The organism is Thermus tenuipuniceus, from assembly GCF_002964845.1.
In the GTDB taxonomy this organism is placed as follows: domain Bacteria; phylum Deinococcota; class Deinococci; order Deinococcales; family Thermaceae; genus Thermus; species Thermus tenuipuniceus.
The window spans coordinates 1-21,122 of sequence record NZ_KZ672976.1 but is presented as its reverse complement, the minus strand read 5'-3'; the positions used below and the strand labels follow the sequence as shown (position 1 = coordinate 21,122).

General features: G+C 65.9%; 20 protein-coding genes and 1 pseudogene. 11 read left to right on the top strand and 10 right to left on the bottom strand.

Features of this window, described 5'->3' with window-relative positions; all coding sequences use genetic code 11:
- Positions 1-3: 3 nt before the first annotated feature.
- Genes C2847_RS05640 through ilvD form a run of 4 tightly spaced genes read left to right on the top strand, consistent with a single transcriptional unit; the run spans position 4 to position 3,465 of the window.
- The gene (locus C2847_RS05640) at positions 4-537 is read left to right on the top strand and encodes a Uma2 family endonuclease (RefSeq protein WP_105317481.1); all 534 of its coding nucleotides are present in this window, start codon (positions 4-6) and stop codon (positions 535-537) included.
- Positions 534-1,067, top strand: a complete 534-nt coding sequence (locus tag C2847_RS05635) for a Uma2 family endonuclease (RefSeq protein WP_105317480.1) — start codon at positions 534-536, stop codon at positions 1,065-1,067. The genes C2847_RS05640 and C2847_RS05635 overlap by 4 nt, the downstream gene beginning before the upstream one ends.
- Positions 1,064-1,798: an SDR family NAD(P)-dependent oxidoreductase gene (locus C2847_RS05630; protein WP_105317479.1), complete on the top strand. Its 735-nt coding sequence runs from the start codon at positions 1,064-1,066 to the stop codon at positions 1,796-1,798. The genes C2847_RS05635 and C2847_RS05630 overlap by 4 nt, the downstream gene beginning before the upstream one ends.
- Entirely contained in the window at positions 1,795-3,465 is a 1,671-nt protein-coding gene (gene ilvD / locus C2847_RS05625) for a dihydroxy-acid dehydratase (protein WP_105317478.1), read from the top strand. Before C2847_RS05630 ends, ilvD begins: the two co-directional genes overlap by 4 nt.
- Here the strand turns inward: ilvD and C2847_RS05620 are convergent.
- From C2847_RS05620 to C2847_RS05580, 9 genes are read right to left on the bottom strand one after another with little or no spacing between them, the layout of a single operon-like run.
- Positions 3,462-3,854, bottom strand: a complete 393-nt coding sequence (locus C2847_RS05620; RefSeq protein ID WP_105317477.1) for a c-type cytochrome — start codon at positions 3,852-3,854, stop codon at positions 3,462-3,464. The genes ilvD and C2847_RS05620 overlap by 4 nt on opposite strands.
- Before the next feature lie 35 nt (positions 3,855-3,889).
- Entirely contained in the window at positions 3,890-4,948 is a 1,059-nt protein-coding gene (locus C2847_RS05615; RefSeq protein ID WP_105317476.1) for a polyamine ABC transporter substrate-binding protein, read from the bottom strand.
- Entirely contained in the window at positions 4,945-5,724 is a 780-nt protein-coding gene (locus C2847_RS05610; protein WP_105317475.1) for an ABC transporter permease, read from the bottom strand. Before C2847_RS05610 ends, C2847_RS05615 begins: the two co-directional genes overlap by 4 nt.
- Positions 5,721-6,581, bottom strand: a complete 861-nt coding sequence (locus C2847_RS05605) for an ABC transporter permease (protein ID WP_105317474.1) — start codon at positions 6,579-6,581, stop codon at positions 5,721-5,723. The genes C2847_RS05610 and C2847_RS05605 overlap by 4 nt, the downstream gene beginning before the upstream one ends.
- On the bottom strand, positions 6,574-7,644 hold the full coding sequence (locus C2847_RS05600) for an ABC transporter ATP-binding protein (RefSeq protein ID WP_164835646.1): 1,071 nt from the start codon (positions 7,642-7,644) through the stop codon (positions 6,574-6,576). The genes C2847_RS05605 and C2847_RS05600 overlap by 8 nt, the downstream gene beginning before the upstream one ends.
- 40 nt (positions 7,645-7,684) lie before the next feature.
- Entirely contained in the window at positions 7,685-8,764 is a 1,080-nt protein-coding gene (gene rodA / locus C2847_RS05595) for a rod shape-determining protein RodA (protein ID WP_105317472.1), read from the bottom strand.
- Between the two features lie 6 nt (positions 8,765-8,770).
- The gene (gene minE / locus C2847_RS05590; protein WP_015716659.1) at positions 8,771-8,989 is read right to left on the bottom strand and encodes a cell division topological specificity factor MinE; all 219 of its coding nucleotides are present in this window, start codon (positions 8,987-8,989) and stop codon (positions 8,771-8,773) included.
- On the bottom strand, positions 8,989-9,792 hold the full coding sequence (gene minD / locus C2847_RS05585; RefSeq protein ID WP_105317471.1) for a septum site-determining protein MinD: 804 nt from the start codon (positions 9,790-9,792) through the stop codon (positions 8,989-8,991). The genes minE and minD overlap by 1 nt, the downstream gene beginning before the upstream one ends.
- A complete protein-coding gene (locus tag C2847_RS05580) occupies positions 9,789-10,097 on the bottom strand; it encodes a winged helix-turn-helix transcriptional regulator (RefSeq protein ID WP_105317470.1) in 309 nt (102 codons plus the stop codon). Before C2847_RS05580 ends, minD begins: the two co-directional genes overlap by 4 nt.
- A 253-nt stretch (positions 10,098-10,350) precedes the next feature.
- Between C2847_RS05580 and C2847_RS05570 the strand changes: the two genes are divergently transcribed.
- Positions 10,351-11,895 (top strand): acyl-CoA mutase large subunit family protein, encoded by a 1,545-nt coding sequence (locus C2847_RS05570; protein ID WP_105317468.1) that lies wholly within the window; start codon positions 10,351-10,353, stop codon positions 11,893-11,895.
- A 3-nt stretch (positions 11,896-11,898) separates the two neighbouring features.
- Positions 11,899-12,285, top strand: coding sequence for a nuclear transport factor 2 family protein (locus C2847_RS05565; protein WP_105317467.1), 387 nt, complete (start codon positions 11,899-11,901; stop codon positions 12,283-12,285).
- A 129-nt stretch (positions 12,286-12,414) separates the two neighbouring features.
- On the opposite strand, the gene acs is transcribed toward C2847_RS05565, so the two are convergent.
- Complete coding sequence (gene acs / locus C2847_RS05560) at positions 12,415-14,361, bottom strand: acetate--CoA ligase (protein ID WP_105317466.1); 1,947 nt, start codon at positions 14,359-14,361, stop codon at positions 12,415-12,417.
- Between the two features lie 128 nt (positions 14,362-14,489).
- On the opposite strand from acs, the pseudogene C2847_RS05555 reads away from it, so the two are divergent.
- From C2847_RS05555 to C2847_RS05540, 5 genes and pseudogenes are all read left to right on the top strand, one after another.
- Positions 14,490-16,329: pseudogene (locus C2847_RS05555) on the top strand (AMP-binding protein); the annotation flags it as partial.
- 1 nt (position 16,330) lies between these two features.
- Positions 16,331-16,957 (top strand): AMP-binding enzyme (locus C2847_RS12560; RefSeq protein WP_244187365.1); only part of this gene is annotated, 627 nt, incomplete at its 5' end.
- Entirely contained in the window at positions 16,935-18,818 is a 1,884-nt protein-coding gene (locus tag C2847_RS05550) for an acetate--CoA ligase (protein WP_105317465.1), read from the top strand. The genes C2847_RS12560 and C2847_RS05550, both read left to right, overlap by 23 nt.
- A gap of 188 nt (positions 18,819-19,006) precedes the next feature.
- The gene (locus C2847_RS05545) at positions 19,007-19,255 is read left to right on the top strand and encodes a DUF4212 domain-containing protein (RefSeq protein ID WP_105317464.1); all 249 of its coding nucleotides are present in this window, start codon (positions 19,007-19,009) and stop codon (positions 19,253-19,255) included.
- Between the two features lie 10 nt (positions 19,256-19,265).
- Positions 19,266-21,008, top strand: coding sequence for a sodium:solute symporter family protein (locus C2847_RS05540; RefSeq protein ID WP_105317463.1), 1,743 nt, complete (start codon positions 19,266-19,268; stop codon positions 21,006-21,008).
- Positions 21,009-21,122 lie beyond the last annotated feature (114 nt).

Below are 21,122 nucleotides of genomic sequence, written 5' to 3'. Positions count from 1 at the left end.
AAAATGCTCCGCTACCGCTTCACCGCCGAGGGGTTCCACCGCATGGCCGAAGCCGGCATCCTCCCCGAAGACGCCCGGGTGGAGCTCGTGGAGGGGGAGATCCTCACCACGAGCCCTATGGGTAAGAAGCACGCCCATGTGCTGAACACCCTGGTGGACCTTCTTTCCCCCCTCAGGGGGCAAGCGGTCATCTCCATCCAAAACCCTTTGGTCCTGGGCCCTGTCACGGAGGTCTACCCTGACCTGGCCCTCCTCAAACCCCCCAGGACCCGTTATCGGGATCGCCTGCCCGAAGGGGAGGATGTTCTCTTGCTGGCGGAGGTGGCGGACACCTCCTTGGACTACGACCTCACCGTGAAACTCCCCCTCTACGCCAAGGCGGGGATCCCCGAGGTCTGGGTAGTGGACCTGGTGCGGGACCGGGTGTACGTCTTCCGCAGGCCCACCGGGGAGGGCTATGGGGAGCGGGAGGCCCTCGAGGGGGGCGAGCTGGAGGCCCTGGGGCTCAGGGTACCCGTGAAGGAGGTCCTGCCATGACCCGCCACCGGATCTCCCTGGAAGAATTCCACCGCATGGTGGAGGCCGGGGTTTTTCCCGAGGACCTAAGGCTGGAACTGGTGGAAGGAGAACTTCTGGAAATGAGCCCCATCGGCCCTAAGCACGCTTTCGTGGTGCGTAAGCTGACCACCCTTCTAGCCCCCCTAGCCCTGGAGAACAAGGCCCTTCTTTCCGGGCAAAATCCCCTGGTGGTGGGCCAATCCGAGCTCTACCCGGATGTGGTCCTTCTCCGTCCCCATAGCGACGGGCCGGACCGGCACCCCCAGGGCCAGGAGGCCCTCCTTGTGGTGGAGGTGACGGACACCTCCCTCCGCCACGACCTGAGCGTCAAGGTCCCCCTCTACGCCCAAGGGGGCGTGCCCGAGGTCTGGGTGGTAGACCGGGAAGGCAGGCGGGTTCTGGTGCACAGGGAGCCCAGAGAGGGAGGCTATAAGGAGGTCAGGACCCTGGGACCCAGGGACACCCTGGCCTTCATGGGGGTGGAGATCCCCGTGGAGGAACTCCTATGAGGAAAACTCTGATCCTCACCGGGGCAAGCCGCGGGATCGGCCGGGCCCTGGCCCTCGAGCTGGCCCAGGCGGGTTACGACCTTGTGTTAAACGCCCGCTCGGAAGGGCCCCTAAAGGAGGTGGCCGAGGAGGTTCGCGCCCTAGGGGCCAGGGTCGAAGCGGTGGCGGGAAGCGCTGGTCAAGCCCCAGTGGCCGAGGAGCTGGTGAAAAAGGCCGAGGGCCTAGGGGGGTTTTACGGCTACATCCATAACGCCGGGGTCCTCCACCCGGGGCCCTTCCTCTACGAGATCGCCGAGGGGCTCTTCCTGGAGGTCCTCGAGGCCAACCTCATCGCCGGGTATCAACTCGCCCGCTTCGCCTATCCCCTCCTCCGGCAAAAGGGGGAAGGGGTGGCGGTCTACGTGGGCTCCGGGGCGGCTGAGTCCAACCTTCCCGGCATCGGGGCCTATGCGGTGGCTAAGGCCGCGGAGGAGCACCTGGCCAGGCAGCTGGCCGCGGAGGTGCCCGAGGTCCCCTGCTTCATCTACCGGCCCGGGGTGGTGGAAACCGAGATGCAACGCCAGGCCCGCGAGGCCCAGGGAAGCGCCGCCCCCGTGCTGCATCAGGTTTTTCGCGGGTACAAGGAGGAAGGCCGCCTCCTAAGCCCCAAGGAGGCAGCCAAAGCCCTGGTGCGCCTCCTGCCGAGGGCGCGCCAGTTTCATGGAAAGATCGCATCCTGGAGGGACACATGAGATCCGACCGCATCAAAAAGGGACTGCAGCAGGCCCCCGCCCGCTCCATGCTCCGGGCCGTGGGCGTGGGGGACGAGGACTTTTCCCGGCCCTTCGTGGGCGTGGTGAACACCTTCACCGACGGCATGCCCTGCAACTACCACCTCCGCCAGCTGGCCCTGGACGTCAAGGCCGGGCTTAAGGAGGCCGGGGTCTTCCCCTTTGAGTTCGGGGCCCCCGCCATCTCCGACGGCATCAGCATGGGCACTCCCGGGATGCGGGCGAGCCTCGTAAGCCGGGAGGTGATCGCCGACAGCGTGGAACTGGTGGCCCAGGGCTACCTCTACGACGGGATGGTGGTCCTCTCCGCCTGCGACAAGACCATCCCCGGGGGAGCCATGGGGGTGATCCGGAGCGGGGTACCCGGCATGGTCCTCTACGGGGGTACCATCGCCCCCGGGGAGTGGCAGGGGAGGAAGCTGACCATCGTTTCCGTGTTTGAAGCGGTGGGACAGAGGGCCGCCGGACGGATCACCGAAGAGGAGCTTGCCGCCATCGAACGGCACGCCATCCCTGGCCCCGGGGCCTGTGGCGGCCAGTACACCGCCAACACCATGGCCATGGCCCTCGAGGCCCTGGGCCTCTCCCCCGTGGGCTACAACGCCATCCCCGCCGTGCACCCGGAAAAGCCCAAGGCCACCCGGGAGGCGGGCCGCATCCTGGCCCGGGCCATAGAGCGAAACTGGCAACCCCAGGATTTCCTCACCCGCAGAAGCTTCCTCAACGCCATCGCCGCCGTGGCCGCCACCGGGGGGAGCACCAACGCCGTGCTGCACCTCCTGGCCATCGCCCGGGAGGTGGGGGTGGAGCTGAGCCTGGACGACTTTGACCAGGTTTCCCGGAAAACCCCGGTGATCGCCGACCTCCTCCCCTGGGGCACCTACACCGCCTGGGAGCTTTACGAGGCCGGGGGCACCGCCTTGGTCTTCAAAAAGCTCCTGGAGGCGGGGCTTCTTTACGGGGACGAGAAAACCCTCACCGGCCGCCCCCTGGCGGAAGAGGTGGAACGGGCCTACCGGGAAGCGGAGGGGCAGAAGGTGGTCTTCCCCGTGGAAAAGGCCCTAAAGTCCCAAGGGGGCCTGGTGGTCCTTAGAGGCAACCTGGCCCCGAGGGGAGCGGTCTTGAAGCTGGCCGGCACCGAGCGCACCTACTTCGAGGGCCCAGCCCGGGTCTTCGACTCCGAGGAGGCCGCCATGGAAAAGGTCCTGGCCAAGGAGATCCGCCCCGGGGACGTGTTGGTGATCCGCTACGTGGGCCCCAAGGGCGCTCCCGGGATGCCCGAGATGCTTTCCGTCACCAGCGCCATCGTGGGCGAAGGCCTCGGCCCCGAGGTGGCCCTCCTCACCGACGGCCGCTTCTCCGGGGGCACCCGCGGCCTCATGATCGGCCACATCGCCCCCGAGGCCTTCGTGGGAGGCCCCATCGCCCTTCTGGAGGACGGGGACTGGGTGCGGATCGATGTGGAAAAGCGCCTTTTGGAGGTGCTCCTACCCGAAGAGGAGCTGAGGAGGCGGCAGGAGCGCTGGCAACCCAGGCCCCCCGCCTTCCGCCACGGCCTCTTTGCCCGCTACGCCGCCTTGGTGGAGCAAGCGGACCAGGGAGCGGTGCTGAAGGACCCCGAGGCCTAGGGTTTCCCCGGCCGCTTTACTTGCTCGGGGGTGAGGTTCAGGCCCCGGCCCTTTTGCACCTCTTCCGGGGTGAAAGGCTCCCCTTTGGCCCCAAGAAGGGCCTTCAGGTGGTTCAATAGAGCGGCAAGCTCCTCGTCCTTGAGCTGGGCAAAGCCGGGCATGAGCCCGGCCTCCTCCTTCTTGCCGTAGAGGACCACCAGGACCAGATACCGCCTCCCTTCCGGGGTGGCGAAGAAGGGGCCTACCCCCTGGAGGCTGGGGTAGGGCCGCACCCCCTGGGCCTTCTCCCCGTGGCAGACGGCGCAGGTTTTGGTCCAAAACCCCCCTGTCCCCTGGGCCAGGGCCGCCCCCAAGCCCAGAAGGAAGAGGAGGGGCAAAAGCCGCTTCATAAAACCAGTATAGGGGGCCCTACCCCGTATAGCCTTTAGCGGGCCTTTACCTCGGTCCAGACCTGGTCGTAAAGGGCGATATCCGGCCCCAGGTCCTTGAGGTACTCAAGCTTGGCCCGCACCTCCTCCGGGGGAAAGACCGTGGGATCCTGGCGCATCTCCTCGGGAAGAAGGGGAAGGGCCTTGGCCACGGGGGTGGCGTAGCGGGTGTACCCCGCCAAGGCGGCGGCGTTTTCCGGTTCCAGCAAAAAGTCGATGAAGCGGTAGGCCAGATCCTGGCTGGGCCCCCGCTTCAGGACCACCAGGGCGTCGGTCCAGAGGGTGCCTCCCTCCTTGGGGAGGGCATAGCGGAGCCTTTCGTCCTCCTGCCTGGCCTGGAGCACATCCCCGGAGTAGGCCAGGGTGAGGGCGGCATCCCCCGCCAGGATGCGGTTCAAGGCCTCCACACCCCCGGCGAAGCCCACGGAGCGGCGCTTGGCCTCGAGGAGAAGTTCCTTGGCCTTCTCCAGGGCCTTGGGATCCGTGGTGTTCACCGAGTAGCCCAGGTACTTCAGGGCCGCCCCGATAGTCTCCCGCATCTCGTCCAGAAGGAGGAAGGGCCCCACCTGCCTGGCAGGGTCAAAGAAGACGGCGAAGGAATCCACCGGACCCTTCACCAAATCCTCCCGGTAGGCCAGGCCCGTGGTGCCCCAGAGGTAGGGGACGGAGTACTGGAGACCAGGGTCATAGGGGGGGTCCAGGAAAAAGGGATCCAGGTTGGCCAGGTTCTTAAGTTTTCCCTTCTCCAGGGGAACGATGAGCCCCTCCCGGGCCATCTGGAGCACGTAGTAGTCGGGGGCCACCACCAGGGAGAACTCCCGGTCCGCCCCCGCCTTCAACTTGGCCAGCATGGCCTCGGGGGACTCAAAGGTGTCCAGGACCACCTTAGCCCCGGTTTCCGCTTCAAATTTCTTGAGGAGGTCCTTCGGGATATACTCCGCCCAGTTCAGAAAGTACAGGGTCCCCCCAACCTGGGAAGCCGGCTTCAACCGCAAAAGGAGGAACCCCACGACCACCAGGACCAGAACCAAAACCAGAATTACCCAACGCTTCATACCCTCCTCCGGGTTAAAGCATACCCCAAGGCCAGGAAGAAGGCGCTAAGGCCGATGATCAGGGTGGAAAGGGCGTGCACCTTGGGGCTTACCCCCAGCTTCACACTGGAATAGATGTAAAGGGGCAGGGTGGTGGCCCCGGGGCCGGCGGTGAAGAAGGTGACCACGAAGTCGTCCAGGGAAAGGGTGAGGGCGAGAAGCGCCCCCGCCGCCACCCCTGGCCAGGCCAGGGGCAGGGTCACGTGCCAGAAGGTCTGCCAGCCCCGGGCCCCCAGGTCGCGGGCGGCTTCCTCCAGGGCCGGGTCCAGGAGAAGCAGGCGGGAGCGCACCACCAGGGTGACAAAGGCCACCTGGAAGGTGATGTGCCCCAGGATCACCGTGAAGAGGGAAAGGCGGGGAAACCCCAAAACCTCCCGGGCCAGGGCGAAGAGGAGGAGAAGGGACACCCCCATGACCACATCGGGCACCACCACGGGGATGTAGAGGAGGTAGCGCAGCAAGCTTTTGCCGGGAAAGCGGTAGCGGACAAGGCCCACGGCCAAAAGCGTGCCCAATACCGTGGCCACCAGGGTGGAGACGAAGGCCACCAGGAGGGTGTTCAGGAAATACTCCAGCACCCTGGGGTCTTGGAAAAGGGACCGGTACCAGTCCAGGGTGAAGCCGATGAAGCGCACCCCCCGGCGGCTTTCATTGAAGGAGAGGGCCACGATCACCAGGATGGGCAGGTAGAGGAAGAGGTAGACCAAAAGGGCGTGGAGGGTAAGAAGCCTTCTCATACCAGGTCCTTTAGGCCCCTTTCCCCCTGCAAACGGGCGTAAAGGTAGAGGGAGAGGAGCACAAACCCCATCAGGAACACGCTGAGAGCAGCCCCAAAGGCCCAGTCCCGGGTGATGCCGAACTGCTGCTGGATGAGGTTCCCGATCAAGACCACCCGCCCTGCCCCCAGGAGGTCCGCCACCACGAAGGTGCCCATGGCGGGGATGAAGACCAAGACGCTTCCCGCAAAAAGCCCAGGGTAGGTCTGGGGCAAGACCGCATGCAAGAAAGCCTTAACGGGCCTGGCCCCTAGGTCGTAGGCCGCCTCCAGTAGCTGCCAGTCGAGGCGCTCCACGCTGGCGTACACCGGCAGGACGAAAAAGGGCAGGAAGGTGTACACCGTGGCCAAGAGCACGGCGAAGAAGGAGGGATATAGGATCAGGGGCCCCAGGCCGAAGGCCCCAAGAAGGGCATTCACCAGGCCTTCCCGTTGCAACAGCACCAGCCAGGCGTAGACCCGGATGAGGAAGTTGGTGAGAAAGGGAAGGAGGAGAAGGAAAAGGAGGAGGTCCCGCTGGGGATGGCGAGCGATGTAAAAGGCCAGGGGATAACCCAGCAGGGCGGAGATCAGGGTGGCCAGGACCCCCACGAGAAGGCTTTGGGCAAAGGCCTCGAGGTAGACGGGGTGGAGGAGCTTGGCGTAGTTGTGGAAGCCCCAGGGCCCGGTGAGTTCCCCATAAGGCCCCCGGGTGAGGAAGGAGGCCAGGAGGACCAGAAGGGTGGGGAGGAGCACGAAGAGCAAAAGCCATAGCCCCCCGGGGCCCACCGTGACCAGGACCCGGAAGGCACGCTGCCAGGGGGTGGACGCCTCATTCATGGAGCACCACCAGGTTCTCCGGGGGGAGGTAGCAGAGGACCTCCTCCCCATAGGCGAACTCCTCGGCCCCAGGCTCCTGTAGGTCCTGGTTCAGGGTATAGGCCAGAAGCCGCACCTCCCCCGCCCGCAGGTAGTACTGGTTCTCCGCCCCCGTGTAGACGATCTCCTCCACCCTGGCCCGCACCAGGTTTTCCCGGGCGGGAACCCCGTTGCCCACCGGGTAAAGGCGGATCTTCTCCGGCCGGATCACCAGGTGGGCTTCCCGCGAAAGGGGCTCCTTCAGGCGCAAAACCCCAAGGGGGGTTTCCGCCCCTCCTGGGTGGGGCCTTGCGGGGAGGAAGTTGGAACGGCCCAGGAAATCCGCCACGAAGCGGTTTTTGGGCCGCTCGTAGACCTCGTCGGGCAAGCCCACCTGCTCAATCCTTCCCGAGCGCATCACCGCAATCCGGTCGGACATGACCAGGGCCTCCTCCTGGTCGTGGGTGACGAAGATGAAGGTGGTGCCAAGCCTCCGCTGAAGCTGCATGAGCTCCACCCTTAGCTCCTGGCGGAGCTTCAGGTCCAAGGCGGAAAGGGGCTCGTCCAGAAGGAGCACCTCAGGCTCCAGCACCAGGGCCCGGGCCAAGGCCACCCGCTGCTTCTGCCCGCCGGAGAGCTCCCGGGGGTAGCGTTTCTCCAGGCCCAGAAGATCCACCAGCTCCAGGGCCCAGGCCACCTTCCTGCGAACCTCCCCCGCGGGAAGCCCCTTCATGCGGAGGCCAAAGGCCACGTTCCCCTCCACGGTCATGTGGGGGAAGAGGGCGTAGTTCTGAAAGACGGTGTTCACGGGGCGGGCATAGGGGGGAACCCCGGTCATGTCCTTCCCGGCGATCTCGATCCGCCCCGCATCCGGGGTGTCAAACCCGGCGAGAAGCCTGAGGAGGGTGGTCTTTCCGCATCCCGAAGGCCCCAAAAGGCTGAAGAACTCTCCCCGCTTGACCTCGAGGTCCACGCCATCCAGGGCCACCACCCCGCCAAAACCCTTGCGCACCCCCAAGAGGCGAACCAGCACTTCCCCGGCCACGGGGCCCAGTTTAGGGGGTGTGGCCCCCGGGCTCAAGCCTTTAGGGAGCTGCCCGGTCCCGGTGCACCAAAAGGACCAGCCCCAAGGAGAGCAGGGTGGCCATGAGGCTGGAACCCCCGTAGGAAAAAAGGGGAAGGGTCAACCCGGTCACCGGCATCACCCCGAGCGCCACCCCCAGGTTCACCAGCACCTGGAAGCCCAGCATCCCCCCTACCCCGGCCAGGAAGAGGCGGTCAGAGAGGCGGGGGCACTCCAGGGCCATGCTAAGAAGGCGCACCAAAAGGAGGGCGTAAAGCCCAAGGAGGGCCACGGAGCCCACAAACCCCCACTCCTCGGCAAAGACGGCGAAGACGAAGTCCGTGTGGCGGAAGGGGACGAAGCCCAGCTGGGTCTGGGTACCCTGGCCATACCCCTTGCCGAAAAGCCCTCCCGAGCCGATGGCGATGGTGGACTGGATCACCTGGAACCCCTGGCCCAGGGGATCCCGGTAGGGATCCAAAACGATGAGGACCCGCTCCCGCTGGTAGGGCTTGAGGTTGGGCCAGACCACGGTGGGCACCAGGATGACCAGGGCGAGAAGGCCCACCAAGATGTGCTTCCAGGGCAGGCCCCGCACGAACAAGACGCTAAAGACGCCGAAGAGCACCACCAGGCTCCCCCCCAAATCCGGCTGGAGGAGGAGGAGGAGGACCACAGGAGCCGTCAGGAGCCCGGGCAGAAAGTAATCCCACACCCGGCGCACCTCCCGGCCCTCGAGGAGCCGGGCCAAGGCCAGGATGAGGCCCAGCTTGGCCAGCTCCAGGGGCTGGAACTGCAAGGGGCCCAGCACAAACCAGGCCTTGGCCCCGTTGATCTCCCGGCCGAAGCCCAAGACGGCCACCAGGAGGAGAAGGGAAAGGGCATAAAGGGGATAGGCTAGGACGAAGACGGTGCGGCGGGGGAGGAACTGCACCCCCACCGCCAGCAGGAGACCCAGGAGGAAGGCCACAAGCTGGCGGTTCAGGAGGCCTGGGTCGGGGGCGGCGCTCCGGAGGTTAAACAAACCCAGAACGGTCACGGCCAGGGTTAGAAGGATTAAACCCCAGTCGTAGGCCAGAAGGTTGGGACGCCTTAGAACCATGCGTGGCTACCGCAAGGGGATATCGGCGATCAGGACCATCTTCTCCCCCCGCTCCTCCAGGGCCACATTGACCTCCTCCTGGGCGGGGAAGTAGCGGCGGAGCACCTCCAAAAGGTCCCGCTTCAAGCTCTCCACCAGGCCGGGGGAAAGCTTGGCCCGGTCGTAGGCCAGGACCAGCTTGAGCCTTTCCTTGGCCTTTTCCTTGCTCCGTTTGCGCCACCACATCAGCGACCTCCGAAGAGCCTGCGGATCACCGACAAAAAGCCCTGGCTATCCTCCAGGTTGCGGAAGGGCACCTCCTCGCCCCTAAGGCGGCGGGCGGTGTCCATGTAGGCGATGGCGGCGGGGCTGGTACCCTTGAGCACCAAGGGCTCCCCCTGGTTGGTGGAGATGAGCACCTGCTCGTCCTCCGGGATGATGCCGATGGGCTTCAGGCCCAGGATCTCCACCACGTCTTCCACGGAGAGCATATCCCCCCGGGCCACCATCTTGGGCCTAAGGCGGTTGATGATGAGGAAGTTTTCCCGGATCTCCCGGGCCTCCAGGAGGCCGATGATGCGGTCGGCGTCGCGCACGCTGGAAACCTCCGGGTTCACCACCACCAAGGCCCCTTCCGCCGGGGTGGCGGCGGTCTGGAAGCCCTTCTCAATGCCGGCAGGGGAATCGATCAGCACCCGGTCAAACCCCTCCTCCGTCAAAAGGCGGTGGACCAGCTCCCGGAACCTGGCGGGGTCCAGGGCCTCCTTGTCCTTGGTCTGGGAGGCGGGGAGGAGGAAGAGGTTCTCCACCCGCTTGTCGCGGACGAGGGCCTGGCGCACCTTGGCCCTCCCCTCCAGGACGTCGATGAGGTCGAAGACCACCCGCCCCTCGAGGCCCATCACCACATCCAGGTTGCGAAGGCCCACGTCCACGTCGATGACCGCCACCTTCTCCCCCAGTTTGGCCAAGGCCGCCCCCAGGTTGGCGGTGGTGGTGGTCTTCCCCACGCCGCCCTTACCGGATGTCACCACGATGGCTTTCGCTTTCACCGCTGCCCCTCCTGCACCACGTCCAATATCTCGTCCAATTCGCTCAAGAATTCCAAAACCCGCTTGCCCCGCGGGGTCAAGAGGTATTCTACCCGGGGCGGTACCTCGGGGTAGGCCTGCCGCTGGACGAACCCCAGGAGGTGGAGCTCCCGAAGCCGCTCCGCCAAGGTGCGGGGGGAAAGGCCCAGGAAGGACTCCAGGTCGGAAAAGCGGGAGGTTCCTCGGCTTAAGGCGAAGAGCACCTCGGGCGCCCCGCGTCGCGCCAGCACCTTGAGCACCTTGCGGGTGTTTTTGGACAGGGCCATGGCCCAATGCTAGCAAATCGGGGCAACAGCTATCCACGGGTAAAGCCTTGGCCCCTACCCCCAATCCCTGTGCCCTTGGTGCGGAAGGTGTAGGCTAAGGGGGGAAATGAAGGGGGAGATCAAACCCGACTGGAAGGACTTTATGGCCCTTGTACTGGCGGCCTACAGCCTCCTGTTACCGCCCCTTTTCCTGGTGCTCGGGGCCCTATTCCTCTTCCTCCTCCTGGTCCGGATTTTCCTGTAAAACAGAGGCATGGAAGGTCTCTTTGAGTCCCTACCCGAAGGCTACCGGGAAAGGCTTGGCCGCCCTGGCGAGTACCCCTTTACCCGGGGCATCTACCCCCGGATGTACCTGGACAGGCTCTGGACCATGCGCCAGTACGCGGGCTTCTCCACGGCAGAGGAGTCCAACGCCCGCTACCGATACCTCCTGTCCCAGGGCCAGACCGGCCTAAGCGTGGCCTTCGACCTGCCCACCCAGCTGGGCCTGGACCCCGACCACCCCATGAGCGTGGGGGAGGTGGGCCGGGTGGGGGTGTCCATCGCCACCCTCGAGGACATGCGCAAACTCTTTGACGGCATCCCCCTGGACCGGGTTTCCACCAGCATGACCATCAACGCTCCCGCCATGATGCTCCTGGCCCTTTACCTCCTGGTGGCGGAGGAACAGGGGGTTTCCTGGGACAAGGTGTCGGGCACCGTGCAGAACGACATCCTCAAGGAGTACTTCGCCCGGGGCACCTACATCTACCCCCCGGGCCCTTCCATGCGCCTGGTGACCGATATCTTTGAGTTCTGCGCCCGGCACGTGCCCCGCTTCAACACCATCTCCATCTCCGGCTACCACATCCGCGAGGCGGGCTCCACCGCCGCCCAGGAAATCGCCTTCACCCTGGCGGATGGCAAGGCCTACGTGAAGGCCGCCCTTGAGCGGGGCTTGAAGGTGGACGAGTTCGCTCCCAGGCTCTCCTTCTTCTTCGCCGCCCACGGGGACATCTTTGAGGAAGCCGCCAAGTTCCGGGCGGCAAGGAGGCTTTGGGCCCGCATCATGCGGGAGGAGTTCGGGGCCAAGGACCCGAGGAGCTGGGCCCTTCGCTTCCACACCCAGACCGGGGGCTCCACCCTCACCGCCCAAGAGCCCCTAAACAACGTGGTGCGCACCGCCTACCAGGCCCTGGCGGCGGTGCTAGGCGGCACCCAGAGCCTCCACACCAACGCCTACGACGAGGCCCTGGGCCTGCCCACGGAGAAAAGCGCCCTTTTGGCCTTGCGCACCCAGCAGATCCTGGCCTATGAAAGCGGGGTCACCCGGGCCATAGACCCCTTGGGGGGGAGCTTCTACGTGGAGCACCTCACGGACCAGCTGGAGAAGGAAGCGGAAAGGCTTATCCGGGAGATCGACGCTCTGGGAGGGGCGGTGGCGGCGGTGGAAGCCGGGTATTTCCAACGGGCCATAGAGGAGTCCGCCTGGCAGTTCCAGAAGGAGGTGGAGGAGGGCAAGCGCATCATCGTGGGGGTGAACCGCTTCGCCGATCCCCAAAGCCCCCTCAACGAGCCCACCCCCGTGCAGCGCATAGACCCCGAGTTGCACGAGAAGCGCAAGCGGGAGATTGCCGAGTTCAAGGCGAGACGGGACGGGGAAAGCGTCCGGCTGGGCCTGGAAAACCTCCGCCAGGCGGCCCGGGGAAGCGAGAACCTTTTCCCCTATGTGCTGGAGGCCTTCCGCCGCCGGGCCACCCTGGGGGAGGTCTCTGGGGTGCTCAGGGAGGAGTGGGGGGAGTACCAGCCCGGGAGGTGAGGCGTGGAAAGCGAGGCCCAGCTCTGGGAGTTTCTGGAAAAGCACCTGGCCAGCATCTATCAAGGGGACTGGGCCACCTACGCGGCTACCACCCACCCTGACCTTTCCCTTTACGAGTGGTTCGTGACCCCCCACCGCCTGGACGGCCTGGCCTTCCACCGCTTCATGATCGAGCACAACTGGGCCACCTCGGGGAGGCCCTACCGTTTGGACCTCCTGGAGAAGCGCCTCCAGCGCTACGGGGACGTGGCCATCTTCACCTACACCCTGCTCCTCACCGTGGAGGAGGAAGGGGGGCTAAGGCACCGGGCGGTGAACGAAAGCCGGGTGGCGGTGCGCTTCCCCGAGGGCTGGCGGGTGGTGCACGTGCACAAGAGCCCGGCCGGGTAGCCTAGCCCAAACCCACACCTTCCCCGCCACGCCGCACCCCGCGGAAGTCCGAGGCAATGGCACGGGCCATGGATGTGTCGGGGTGATACAAGGGGCCGGGTTTCCCCAGCCCCTCCCCTTTTCCCAGGGCTAGGCCCCTTGCCTGAGGCGCTCCACCACCGAGCGGTCCTCGAGGGTGGAGGTGTCCCCCTTGATCTCCTGCTCCCCGGCGGCGATCTGCCTCAGGAGGCGGCGCATGATCTTGCCGGAGCGGGTCTTGGGCAGGGCATCCGTGAAGCGCACCTCGTCCGGGCGGGCGATGGGCCCGATCACCTTGGCCACATGGGCCTTGAGCTCGTCCCGCAAAGCATCGGAGGGAGCATGCCCTTCCTTCAGGGTCACGAAGGCCACGATGGCCTCTCCCTTCAAGGGGTCGGGCCGGCCCACCACCGCCGCCTCAGCCACAGAGGGGTGGGAAACCAAGGCGGACTCGATCTCCATGGTGCCCAGCCGGTGCCCGGCCACGTTTAGAACGTCGTCCACCCGGCCCAGGATCAGGTAGTAGCCATCCTTATCCCGACGGGCTCCATCCCCGGTGAAGTAGTTGCCGGGGTGCTGGCTGAAGTACTGTTGCAGGAAGCGGTTGGGATCCCCCCAGACGGTGCGGAGCATGCTGGGCCAGGGACGGGTGATGCAAAGGTGCCCGCCTTCGTCGGGATTCTCCACCGGCTTGTGCTCGGAGTCCAGGATCTCCGGCTTCACCCCGAAGAAGGGCTTCCCCGCATGCCCAGGCTTCATGGGATGCACCCCGGGCAGGGTGGTGATCATGATGCCCCCGGTTTCCGTCTGCCACCAGGTGTCCACGATGGGACAACGGCCCTTCCCGATCACCTGATAGTACCAGAGCCAGGCCTCGGGGTTGATGGGCTCCCCCACGGTGCCCAAAAGGCGCAAGGAATCCAGCCGGTGCTTCAAGGGCCAACCCTCGCCCCACTTCATGAAGGCCCGGATGGCGGTGGGAGCGGTGTAGAGGATGTTCACCCCGTACTTGTCCACGATCTGCCAGAAGCGGTCGGGCTCGGGCCAGTTGGGGGCTCCCTCGTACATCACCGTGGTAGCCCCGTTCAGAAGGGGCCCGTAGACCACGTAGGAATGGCCGGTGATCCAGCCCACGTCGGCGGTGCACCAGTAGACATCCTCGTCCTTAAGGTCAAAGACCAGCTTGGTGGTGAGGTAGACGTAGGTCATGTACCCGCCCAGGGTGTGCAGGACCCCCTTGGGCTTCCCCGTGGAGCCCGAGGTGTAGAGGATGAAAAGGGGCTCCTCCGCCTCCATGGGCTCCGCCTCGGCCCGGTCGGAAACCACCTCCATGAGCTCGTGCCACCAGTGGTCCCGGCCGGGGGTCCAGGGCACCTCCTCCCCGGTGCGCCGCACCACCACCACGTGCTCCACGGTGGAAGCCTCCTTAAGGGCCTCGTCGGCGTTCTGCTTCAGGGGTACCACTTGGCCCCGGCGGTAGCCCCCGTCGGCGGTGATGAGCACCTTGGCCTCGGCATCCCGGATGCGCTCGGCCAAGGCCCCGCTGGAGAAGCCCCCAAAGACCACGGAGTGGATGGCCCCGATGCGGGTGCAGGCCAGCATGGCGATAGCCGCCTCGGGGATCATGGGCAAATAGATGGTGACCCGGTCCCCCTTCCTCACCCCCAAGCGCTTGAGGACGTTGGCGAACTTCTGCACCTCCCGCCAGAGGTCGTGGTAGGTGAGGACCCGTTCCTCCCCCGGCTCACCCTCCCAGATGAGGGCCGCCTTGTTGCGCCGCCAGGTTTGCACGTGGCGGTCCAGGGTGTTGTAGGACAGATTGGTCTTGCCCCCCACGAACCACCTGGCGTGGGGAAGGTCCCCTTCCAGAACCTTCTGCCAGGGTTCAAACCAGTGGAGCTCGGAGGCCACCCGTCCCCAGAAGCCCTCGGGGGCCTTTAGGCTTTCCTCGTACAGGCGCTGGTACTCCTCCTCACTCTTGATGTGGGCCTTGCTCCGGAACTCCTCGCTTGGGCGGAAGACCCGCTCCTCCTTGAGAACGCCTTCGATCCGGTCCATATACCCTCCCTTGGCCTCTAAGGATAGGCTGGCCCCCGGATGGGGTCAAGAAACAGGGGGTTTTTCACCATTTGCCAAACCTCCCTTTTCTTGACAGGTGGGGCCTAGCCTGCGGAATATGGACGCAAATGGCCAGGAAAAGGAGCCTCTCCACGGTCCAGGCAGCCCTGCGCATCCTGGCCTACCTGGCCGAGCACCCGGAAGGGGTGGAGGTGAAGGAGGTGGCCCGCCTCTTGGGGAAGAGCCTCTCCACCGCCTATGCGCTTCTGAACAGCCTGGCGGAGGAGGGCTTTGCGGTGAAGACGGAGCGGGGGTACCGCCTGGGCCAGGCCAAGCCCCTCCGGCTGGAGACCACACCCCTCGAGGAGGCCCTGGAGGAACTCTATCTCCGCACCCGGGAGCGGTGCTACCTGGCCCTTCTGACCCCGGAAGGGATCCGGCTCAAAACCCGGGGCCGGCAGGGCCAGCCCCATCCCCTGGGGGACACCCTGCCGGAGGAGGTCCACGCCCTGGCCCTGGGCAAGGTCCTCCTGGCCTACGGGGCCCTGCCCCTACCTCCCCTCGTCCCCAGAACCCCCTACACCCTGACGGATCCCTTGGCCCTGGAGGCGGAGCTCACCCGGGTCCGGGAATCGGGCCTGGCCGCGGAGATGGAGGAGTACGCCCTGGGTCTTTCTGCCCTGGCGGCTCCCCTTTTCAGCCCGAGGGGGGAGCTTTTGGGGGCTTTGGGGGTGGTGGTGCCCACCCGGCGCTTTCCCTTCGCCTTCAGCCGCCTGGCCCGGGCCCTTTCCGAGGTGGCCCAGGTGTCCGCCCACCTGCGTCCCCCCGAGCCCCCCAGCCTGGCCCCTCCCCTGGAGCCAAGCCTCCAGGTGGAGGTGGTGGAACCCCCCTGCGCCCTTAAGGAAAGGGCCAACCTGCGGGACTACCCCGGGGCCTACCAGGCAAGCCTCGAGGATCCCGAAAGCTTTTTCGGCAGCTTCGCCCAGGAGTTCCACTGGGAAACCCCCTGGGAAAGGGTCTACGACCCCGCCACCCACACCTGGTTCGGCGAGGGGCGCACCAACGCCGCCTTAAACGCCCTGGATCGCCACCTGCCCGAAAAGGCCCAGCAGGTGGCCCTCATCACCCTGGATGGGGATGGGCACTTGGAAAAGTGGACCTACCGGGAACTTTTGGACCTCTCCAGCCGCCTCGCCGGGGTCTTCCAGGCCTTGGGAGTGAAGCGGGGGGACCGGGTGGCCCTCTACCTGCCCACGGGACTGGAGGCTGCCTTGAGCCTCCTGGCCTTGGCGCGGATTGGGGCGGTGCACGTGGCCCTGCCCGTGGGCCTGGGCCCGGAAGCCTTAAGGGAACGGCTTCTCCAAAGCCAGGCCCGCCTTCTGGTAGCCGCCGACGGCTACTTCCGCCGGGGCCAGCTCGTCCCCTTAAGGCCAGTGGTGGAGGCAGCCCTTTCGGGCCTGGATCTCCCCGTGCTCTGGCACACCCGGGGCACCACGGAGTTTCTGGAAAGGGCCTCGGAGGGAAAGCCCGCGGACGCCGTCCCCGTTCCCGCCCAGCACCCCCTCTTCGTCCTTCACACCTCGGGCTCCACGGGAAAGCCCAAGGGGGTGGTCCACGGCCATGGCGGGTACATGGTGGGGGTAAGCTGGGCCCTCCGTTACCTCTTTGACCTGAAGCCAGGAGAAGTCTTCCACACCACCGCCGACCTCTTCTGGGTGGTGGGGCATTCCTTCGGCCTTTACGCCCCTCTCTTCCTGGGAGGCACCAGCCTCCTGGTGGAGGACCGGCCGGACCACCCCAACCCCGCCGCCTTCTACGAAAGGCTTAAGCGGTTCGGGGTGGACGTGCTCCTCACCTCCCCCACAGTGCTCCGCACCTTGCGCCGCCACGGGGAAGCCCGGCCCACCCCCTTGCGCCTGGTGGGGAGCGTGGGGGAGGCCCTGGCCCCCGAGGTGTGGCGCTGGACCCNACCCCCCTCCCCCTCCCCGCCAAGCCGGGCTTCGTGGGCATCCCCTTGCCGGGGGTGGAGGCCCGGGTGGTGGACGGGAAAGGGCAGGTCCTCCCTCCAGGGGCCAAGGGCCACCTGGTCCTCCTCAGGGCAGGGCCGGCCCACATGGTGGACCTCCTTGGAGGGGAAAGCCCCTGGCGGGGCGGGTTGTACTGGACGGGGGACCTCACCACCTGGGACGCGGAAGGCTACTTCCGCATCCTGGGCCGCTCCGAGGAGGTCATCAAGGTGGGGGAGGCCCGGCTCGGCACCGCTGAGGTGGAGGCGGCCGCCCTCACCCACCCCCAGGTGGCGGAGGCCGCCGCCATCGGGATCCCCGGGGAGGAGGGGGAGGAGATCGTGGTCTTTGCCGTCCCCAAGAAGGAGGTGCCCGAGGAGCTCAAGGCCCTTCTGGCCGAGAAGATCAAGGCCCACCTCCTGCGGCACCTGGGGCCGGTTCCCCCGCCCCGGATCGTCTTCGTGGAAGGCCTACCCCGCACCCGAAGCGGCAAGATCCTAAGGCGGCTCCTAAAGGCAGAACTCCTGGGCGTAGACCCTGGGGACGTTTCGGCATTGGAGGAGGAGTATGGTGGTGCAAAAGCTTCTTAAGGCGGAAGAGCGGCTTTGGGCCCCGGAGGAGGTGCGCCTTAAGGCGAATCTCCAGAATTTCCCTGAAGAGTATCGGCGAAGCCTCGAGGACCCCGAGGGCTTCTGGGGGGAATGGGCCCGGAGGTTCTACTGGGAGAAGCCCTTTGAAAAGGTCCTGGAGTGGAACCCTCCCGAGCACCGCTGGTTCTTGGGAGGCACCACCAACGCCGTCTACAACGCCCTGGAACGCAATGTGGAAAGGGGCCTGAGGAACAAGGTGGCCCTCCTCTACCTCTCCGAGGACGGCCGGGAGGAGAAGCTCACCTATGGGGAGCTTTTGGACCGGGTGCGCCGCCTGGCCACGGGGCTTAAGCGCCTGGGGGTAGAGAAGGGGGACCGGGTGGTCATCTACATGCCCTTAACCCTCGAGGGCATCCTGGCCATGCTGGCCACCGCCTACCTGGGGGCCATCCACAGCGTGGTCTACGCCGGGCTTGGGGTGGCGGCCCTTAGGGAACGCATCCTGGACGCCGGAGCCAAGCTCCTCATCGCCGGGGACGTGAGCTACCGGAGGGGCAAGGGAGTGGACCTCCGCTCCATGGTGGAGGAGGCCATCAAGGACCTGCCCCTCCAGGTGGTCTGGTTCCAGCGGGCCTTCCAAGCGGAGCTTCCCGAGGGGCATTACGACTTCCAGGAAATCCTCTGGGGAAGCCCCCCGGAGGCCCGGGCGGAGATGGTGGACGCGGAGCATCCCCTCTTCATCCTCTACACCTCCGGTTCCACGGGGAAGCCCAAGGGGGTGGTGCACGTGCACGGGGGGTACATGGTGGGCACCACCTACCACCTGCGCACCTTCTTTGACGTGAAGGACGACGACGTCTACTGGGCCACCAGCGACATCGGCTGGATCGTGGGCCACTCCTACATCGTCTACGCCCCCCTCCTGGAGGGGGTGACCAGCGTCCTCAGGGAGGGCGCCCCCGACTACCCCGACCCCGGGGCCTTCTGGCAGGCGGTGGAACGCCACCGGATCAACGTGATGTTCACCGCCCCCACCGCCGTGCGCCTTTTCATGAAGTACGGCCCCGAGTGGCCCGGGAAGTACGACCTCTCCTCCTTGCGCCTCATCGCCGTGGCCGGGGAACCCTTAAACCCCGAGGCCCTGCGCTGGGCTTACCAGCACCTGGTGGAGGGGGGCAGGCGGGGCTTCGTGGCCGACAACTGGTGGCAGACGGAACTGGGCGGGCCCACCCTGGGCATCCCCCTCGTGCTCCCGGCCAAACCCGGCTTCGCCGGGGTGGCCCTGCCGGGGGTGGAGGCGGAGGTGGTGGACGAGGAGGGGAAACCCGTACCCCCAGGACAAGGAGGGCTTCTCGTCCTGAAGCGCCCCTTCCCCCACATGATGCGCACCGTCTGGGGCAACCACGACCGCTACCTCCAGTACTGGCGGGAGGTGCCGGGAAACGTCTACGTGGCGGGCGATGTGGCCAGCAAGGACGAAGAGGGCTACTTCAGCGTCCTGGGCCGGGCGGACGACGTCTTGAACGTGGCGGGCCACCGCATCGGCACCGCCGATGTGGAAAGCGCCCTGGTTTCCCACCCTGCGGTGGCCGAGGCGGCGGTGATCGGGGTGCCCGACCCCTTGAAGGGGGAGGCCATCAAGGCCTTCGTGGTGCTCCGGCTAGGCCAGGCTCCCTCGGGGGAGCTTAGGGAAAGCCTCATCGCCCACGTGCGCCGGGAGCTTGGTTCCATCGCCACCCCTTCCGAGATCGTCTTCCTGGACAAGCTTCCCAAGACCCGCTCCGGCAAGATCCTGCGCCGCCTCCTCAAGGCCCAGGAGCTGGGCAAGGACCCCGGGGACCTCTCCACCCTCGAGGAGTAACCCCGCCTTCCTTTTGGGGCTGGGAACACCCCAGCCCCCTTTTCTCACCGAGGAAACCCTCCCTTTTGCGCATACCCGCAAAGTTAACGTTTCTTGACACCCCCTTCATCCTTCCCTAAGATTGCCCCTAACCGCGAGGGAGGCAAAAAAGGAGCGCACGGGGCGCTTCCCTAGCGGGGGAGGGAGTTATGAGCAAGCTGGAAGGGTACTGGAAGGCCAACATATCCCTCATACGGAACCTGCTCATCGTCTGGGCCTTGGTTTCGTACGTCTTTGGCATTCTCCTGGTGGAACCCCTAAACGGCATCCGCCTAGGAGGACTTCCCTTGGGGTTCTGGTTCGCCCAGCAGGGAAGCATCTACGTCTTCGTGATCCTGATCTTCTACTACGCCTGGAAGATGGACCAGCTGGACCGCCAGTACGACGTGCACGAGTAGGAGGGAGAGCATGAGCGTTGAAGTCTGGACCTATCTCCTTGTGGGCCTCACCTTTGCCCTTTACATCTACATCGGCTACGCCAGCCGGGTTCGGGAAACCGCAGGGTTCTACGTGGCCGGCCGCGGGGTACCCGCCATCGCCAACGGAGCCGCCACCGCCGCGGACTGGATGTCCGCCGCCAGCTTCATCTCCATGGCAGGCCTCATCTCCACCATGGGCTACGACGGGGCGGTCTACCTCATGGGCTGGACCGGGGGGTACGTGCTTCTGGCCCTCCTCCTCGCCCCCTACCTACGCAAGTATGGCAAGTACACGGTACCCGACTTCATCGGCGACCGCTACTACTCCCACACCGCCCGGGCGGTGGCCGCCATCGCCACCATCTTCATCTCCCTCACCTACGTGGCCGGGCAGATGCGGGGCGTGGGCATCGTGTTCAGCCGCTTCCTGCAGGTGGACATCGCCACCGGGGTCATCCTCGGGGTGGCGGTGGTGGCCTTCTTCGCCGTGCTGGGGGGGATGAAGGGCATCACCTGGACTCAGGTGGCCCAGTACACGGTGCTCATCATCGCCTACCTGATTCCGGCCATCGCCATCGCCAACATCCTCACCGGCAACCCTATCCCCCAGCTGGCCTTCACCTTCAGCGACCTGGTGAGCCGGCTTAACCAGATCCAGGTGGACCTGGGCTTCACCGAGTACACCCAGCCCTTCCAGGGCAAGCCCATGATCGACATCCTGGCCATCACCCTGGCCCTGATGGTGGGCACCGCCGGGCTTCCCCACGTGATCATCCGCTTCTACACCGTGCCGGACGTGCGCTCCGCCCGCTACTCCGCCGGCTGGGCCCTCCTCTTCATCGCCCTCCTCTACACCACCGCCCCGGCCCTGGCCGCCTTCGCCCGCTACAACCTCATCAACACCCTGAACGGAAAAACCCTAGAGGAGGTGCGCCAGATCGACTGGGTGGCCAAGTGGGAGAAGACCAAGCTCCTGGCCTTCGCGGACAAGAACGGGGATGGCCGGATCACCTTCGCCCCCGGGCCGGCCTTCGTGATGAAGGGAGGAAAGCCCGACTTCAACGAGCCCAATCCCAAGAGCCGGAACGAGGTCTATATCGACAACGACATCATCGTCCTCTCCACCCCCGAGGTGGCCCGGCTGGCCCCCTGGGTGATCGCCCTGGTGGCGGCGGGGGGTCTGGCGGCGGCCCTCTCCACGGCAGCAGGGCTCCTCTTGGCCATGTCCAGCGCCATCTCCCACGACATCTACTACCGCATCTTCCGTCCCAACGCCACCGAGGCCCAGCGCCTTCTGGCGGGCCGCGTCGTGATCCTCCTGGCGGTGATCCTGGCCGGGTACTTCGGGGTGAACCCGCCGGGCTTCGTGGCCCAGGTGGTGGCCTTCGCCTTCGGTCTAGCGGCGGCGAGCCTCTTCCCCGCCATCCTCCTGGGAATCTTTGACAAGCGGATGAACCGGGAGGGGGCCATCGCCGGAATCCTGGTGGGCCTCATCTTCACCGCGGTCATGATCGGGATGATGCGGGCACCTCAGATCTTCGGGGCCCCGGCCCCGGTGATCCCAAACCTCTTCGGCATCAGCGCTGAAGGGGTGGGCGTCATCGGGATGATCCTGAACTTCGTGGTGGCCTACGTGGTTTCCCGGTCCACGCCCCCACCCCCTGAGCACATCCAGCACCTGGTGGAGGATATCCGCATCCCCAAAGGCGCAGGACAGGCCGCGAAGCACTAGACCTCGAGGGGGGCCTCTGCCCCCCTTAAACTAACCCAAGTTGCCACCTACCCCCAGGCCTGAAAAAATAGTGGCCGCTATGTTGACACGCATCATAGCGGCCTTCTGCATTAT

Coding starts and splice junctions, on each gene's coding strand:
- rodA (WP_105317472.1), bottom strand. CDS start 8,764: ATGGTTCTAAGGCGTCCCAACCTTCTGGCCTACGACTGGGGTTTAATC.
- C2847_RS05605 (WP_105317474.1), bottom strand. CDS start 6,581: ATGAATGAGGCGTCCACCCCCTGGCAGCGTGCCTTCCGGGTCCTGGTC.
- C2847_RS05635 (WP_105317480.1), top strand. CDS start 534: ATGACCCGCCACCGGATCTCCCTGGAAGAATTCCACCGCATGGTGGAG.
- C2847_RS05620 (WP_105317477.1), bottom strand. CDS start 3,854: ATGAAGCGGCTTTTGCCCCTCCTCTTCCTTCTGGGCTTGGGGGCGGCC.
- C2847_RS05610 (WP_105317475.1), bottom strand. CDS start 5,724: ATGAGAAGGCTTCTTACCCTCCACGCCCTTTTGGTCTACCTCTTCCTC.
- C2847_RS05570 (WP_105317468.1), top strand. CDS start 10,351: ATGGAAGGTCTCTTTGAGTCCCTACCCGAAGGCTACCGGGAAAGGCTT.
- C2847_RS05545 (WP_105317464.1), top strand. CDS start 19,007: ATGAGCAAGCTGGAAGGGTACTGGAAGGCCAACATATCCCTCATACGG.
- C2847_RS05580 (WP_105317470.1), bottom strand. CDS start 10,097: ATGGCCCTGTCCAAAAACACCCGCAAGGTGCTCAAGGTGCTGGCGCGA.
- acs (WP_105317466.1), bottom strand. CDS start 14,361: ATGGACCGGATCGAAGGCGTTCTCAAGGAGGAGCGGGTCTTCCGCCCA.
- ilvD (WP_105317478.1), top strand. CDS start 1,795: ATGAGATCCGACCGCATCAAAAAGGGACTGCAGCAGGCCCCCGCCCGC.
- C2847_RS05630 (WP_105317479.1), top strand. CDS start 1,064: ATGAGGAAAACTCTGATCCTCACCGGGGCAAGCCGCGGGATCGGCCGG.
- C2847_RS05615 (WP_105317476.1), bottom strand. CDS start 4,948: ATGAAGCGTTGGGTAATTCTGGTTTTGGTTCTGGTCCTGGTGGTCGTG.
- C2847_RS05640 (WP_105317481.1), top strand. CDS start 4: ATGCTCCGCTACCGCTTCACCGCCGAGGGGTTCCACCGCATGGCCGAA.
- C2847_RS05540 (WP_105317463.1), top strand. CDS start 19,266: ATGAGCGTTGAAGTCTGGACCTATCTCCTTGTGGGCCTCACCTTTGCC.
- C2847_RS05550 (WP_105317465.1), top strand. CDS start 16,935: ATGGTGGTGCAAAAGCTTCTTAAGGCGGAAGAGCGGCTTTGGGCCCCG.
- minE (WP_015716659.1), bottom strand. CDS start 8,989: ATGTGGTGGCGCAAACGGAGCAAGGAAAAGGCCAAGGAAAGGCTCAAG.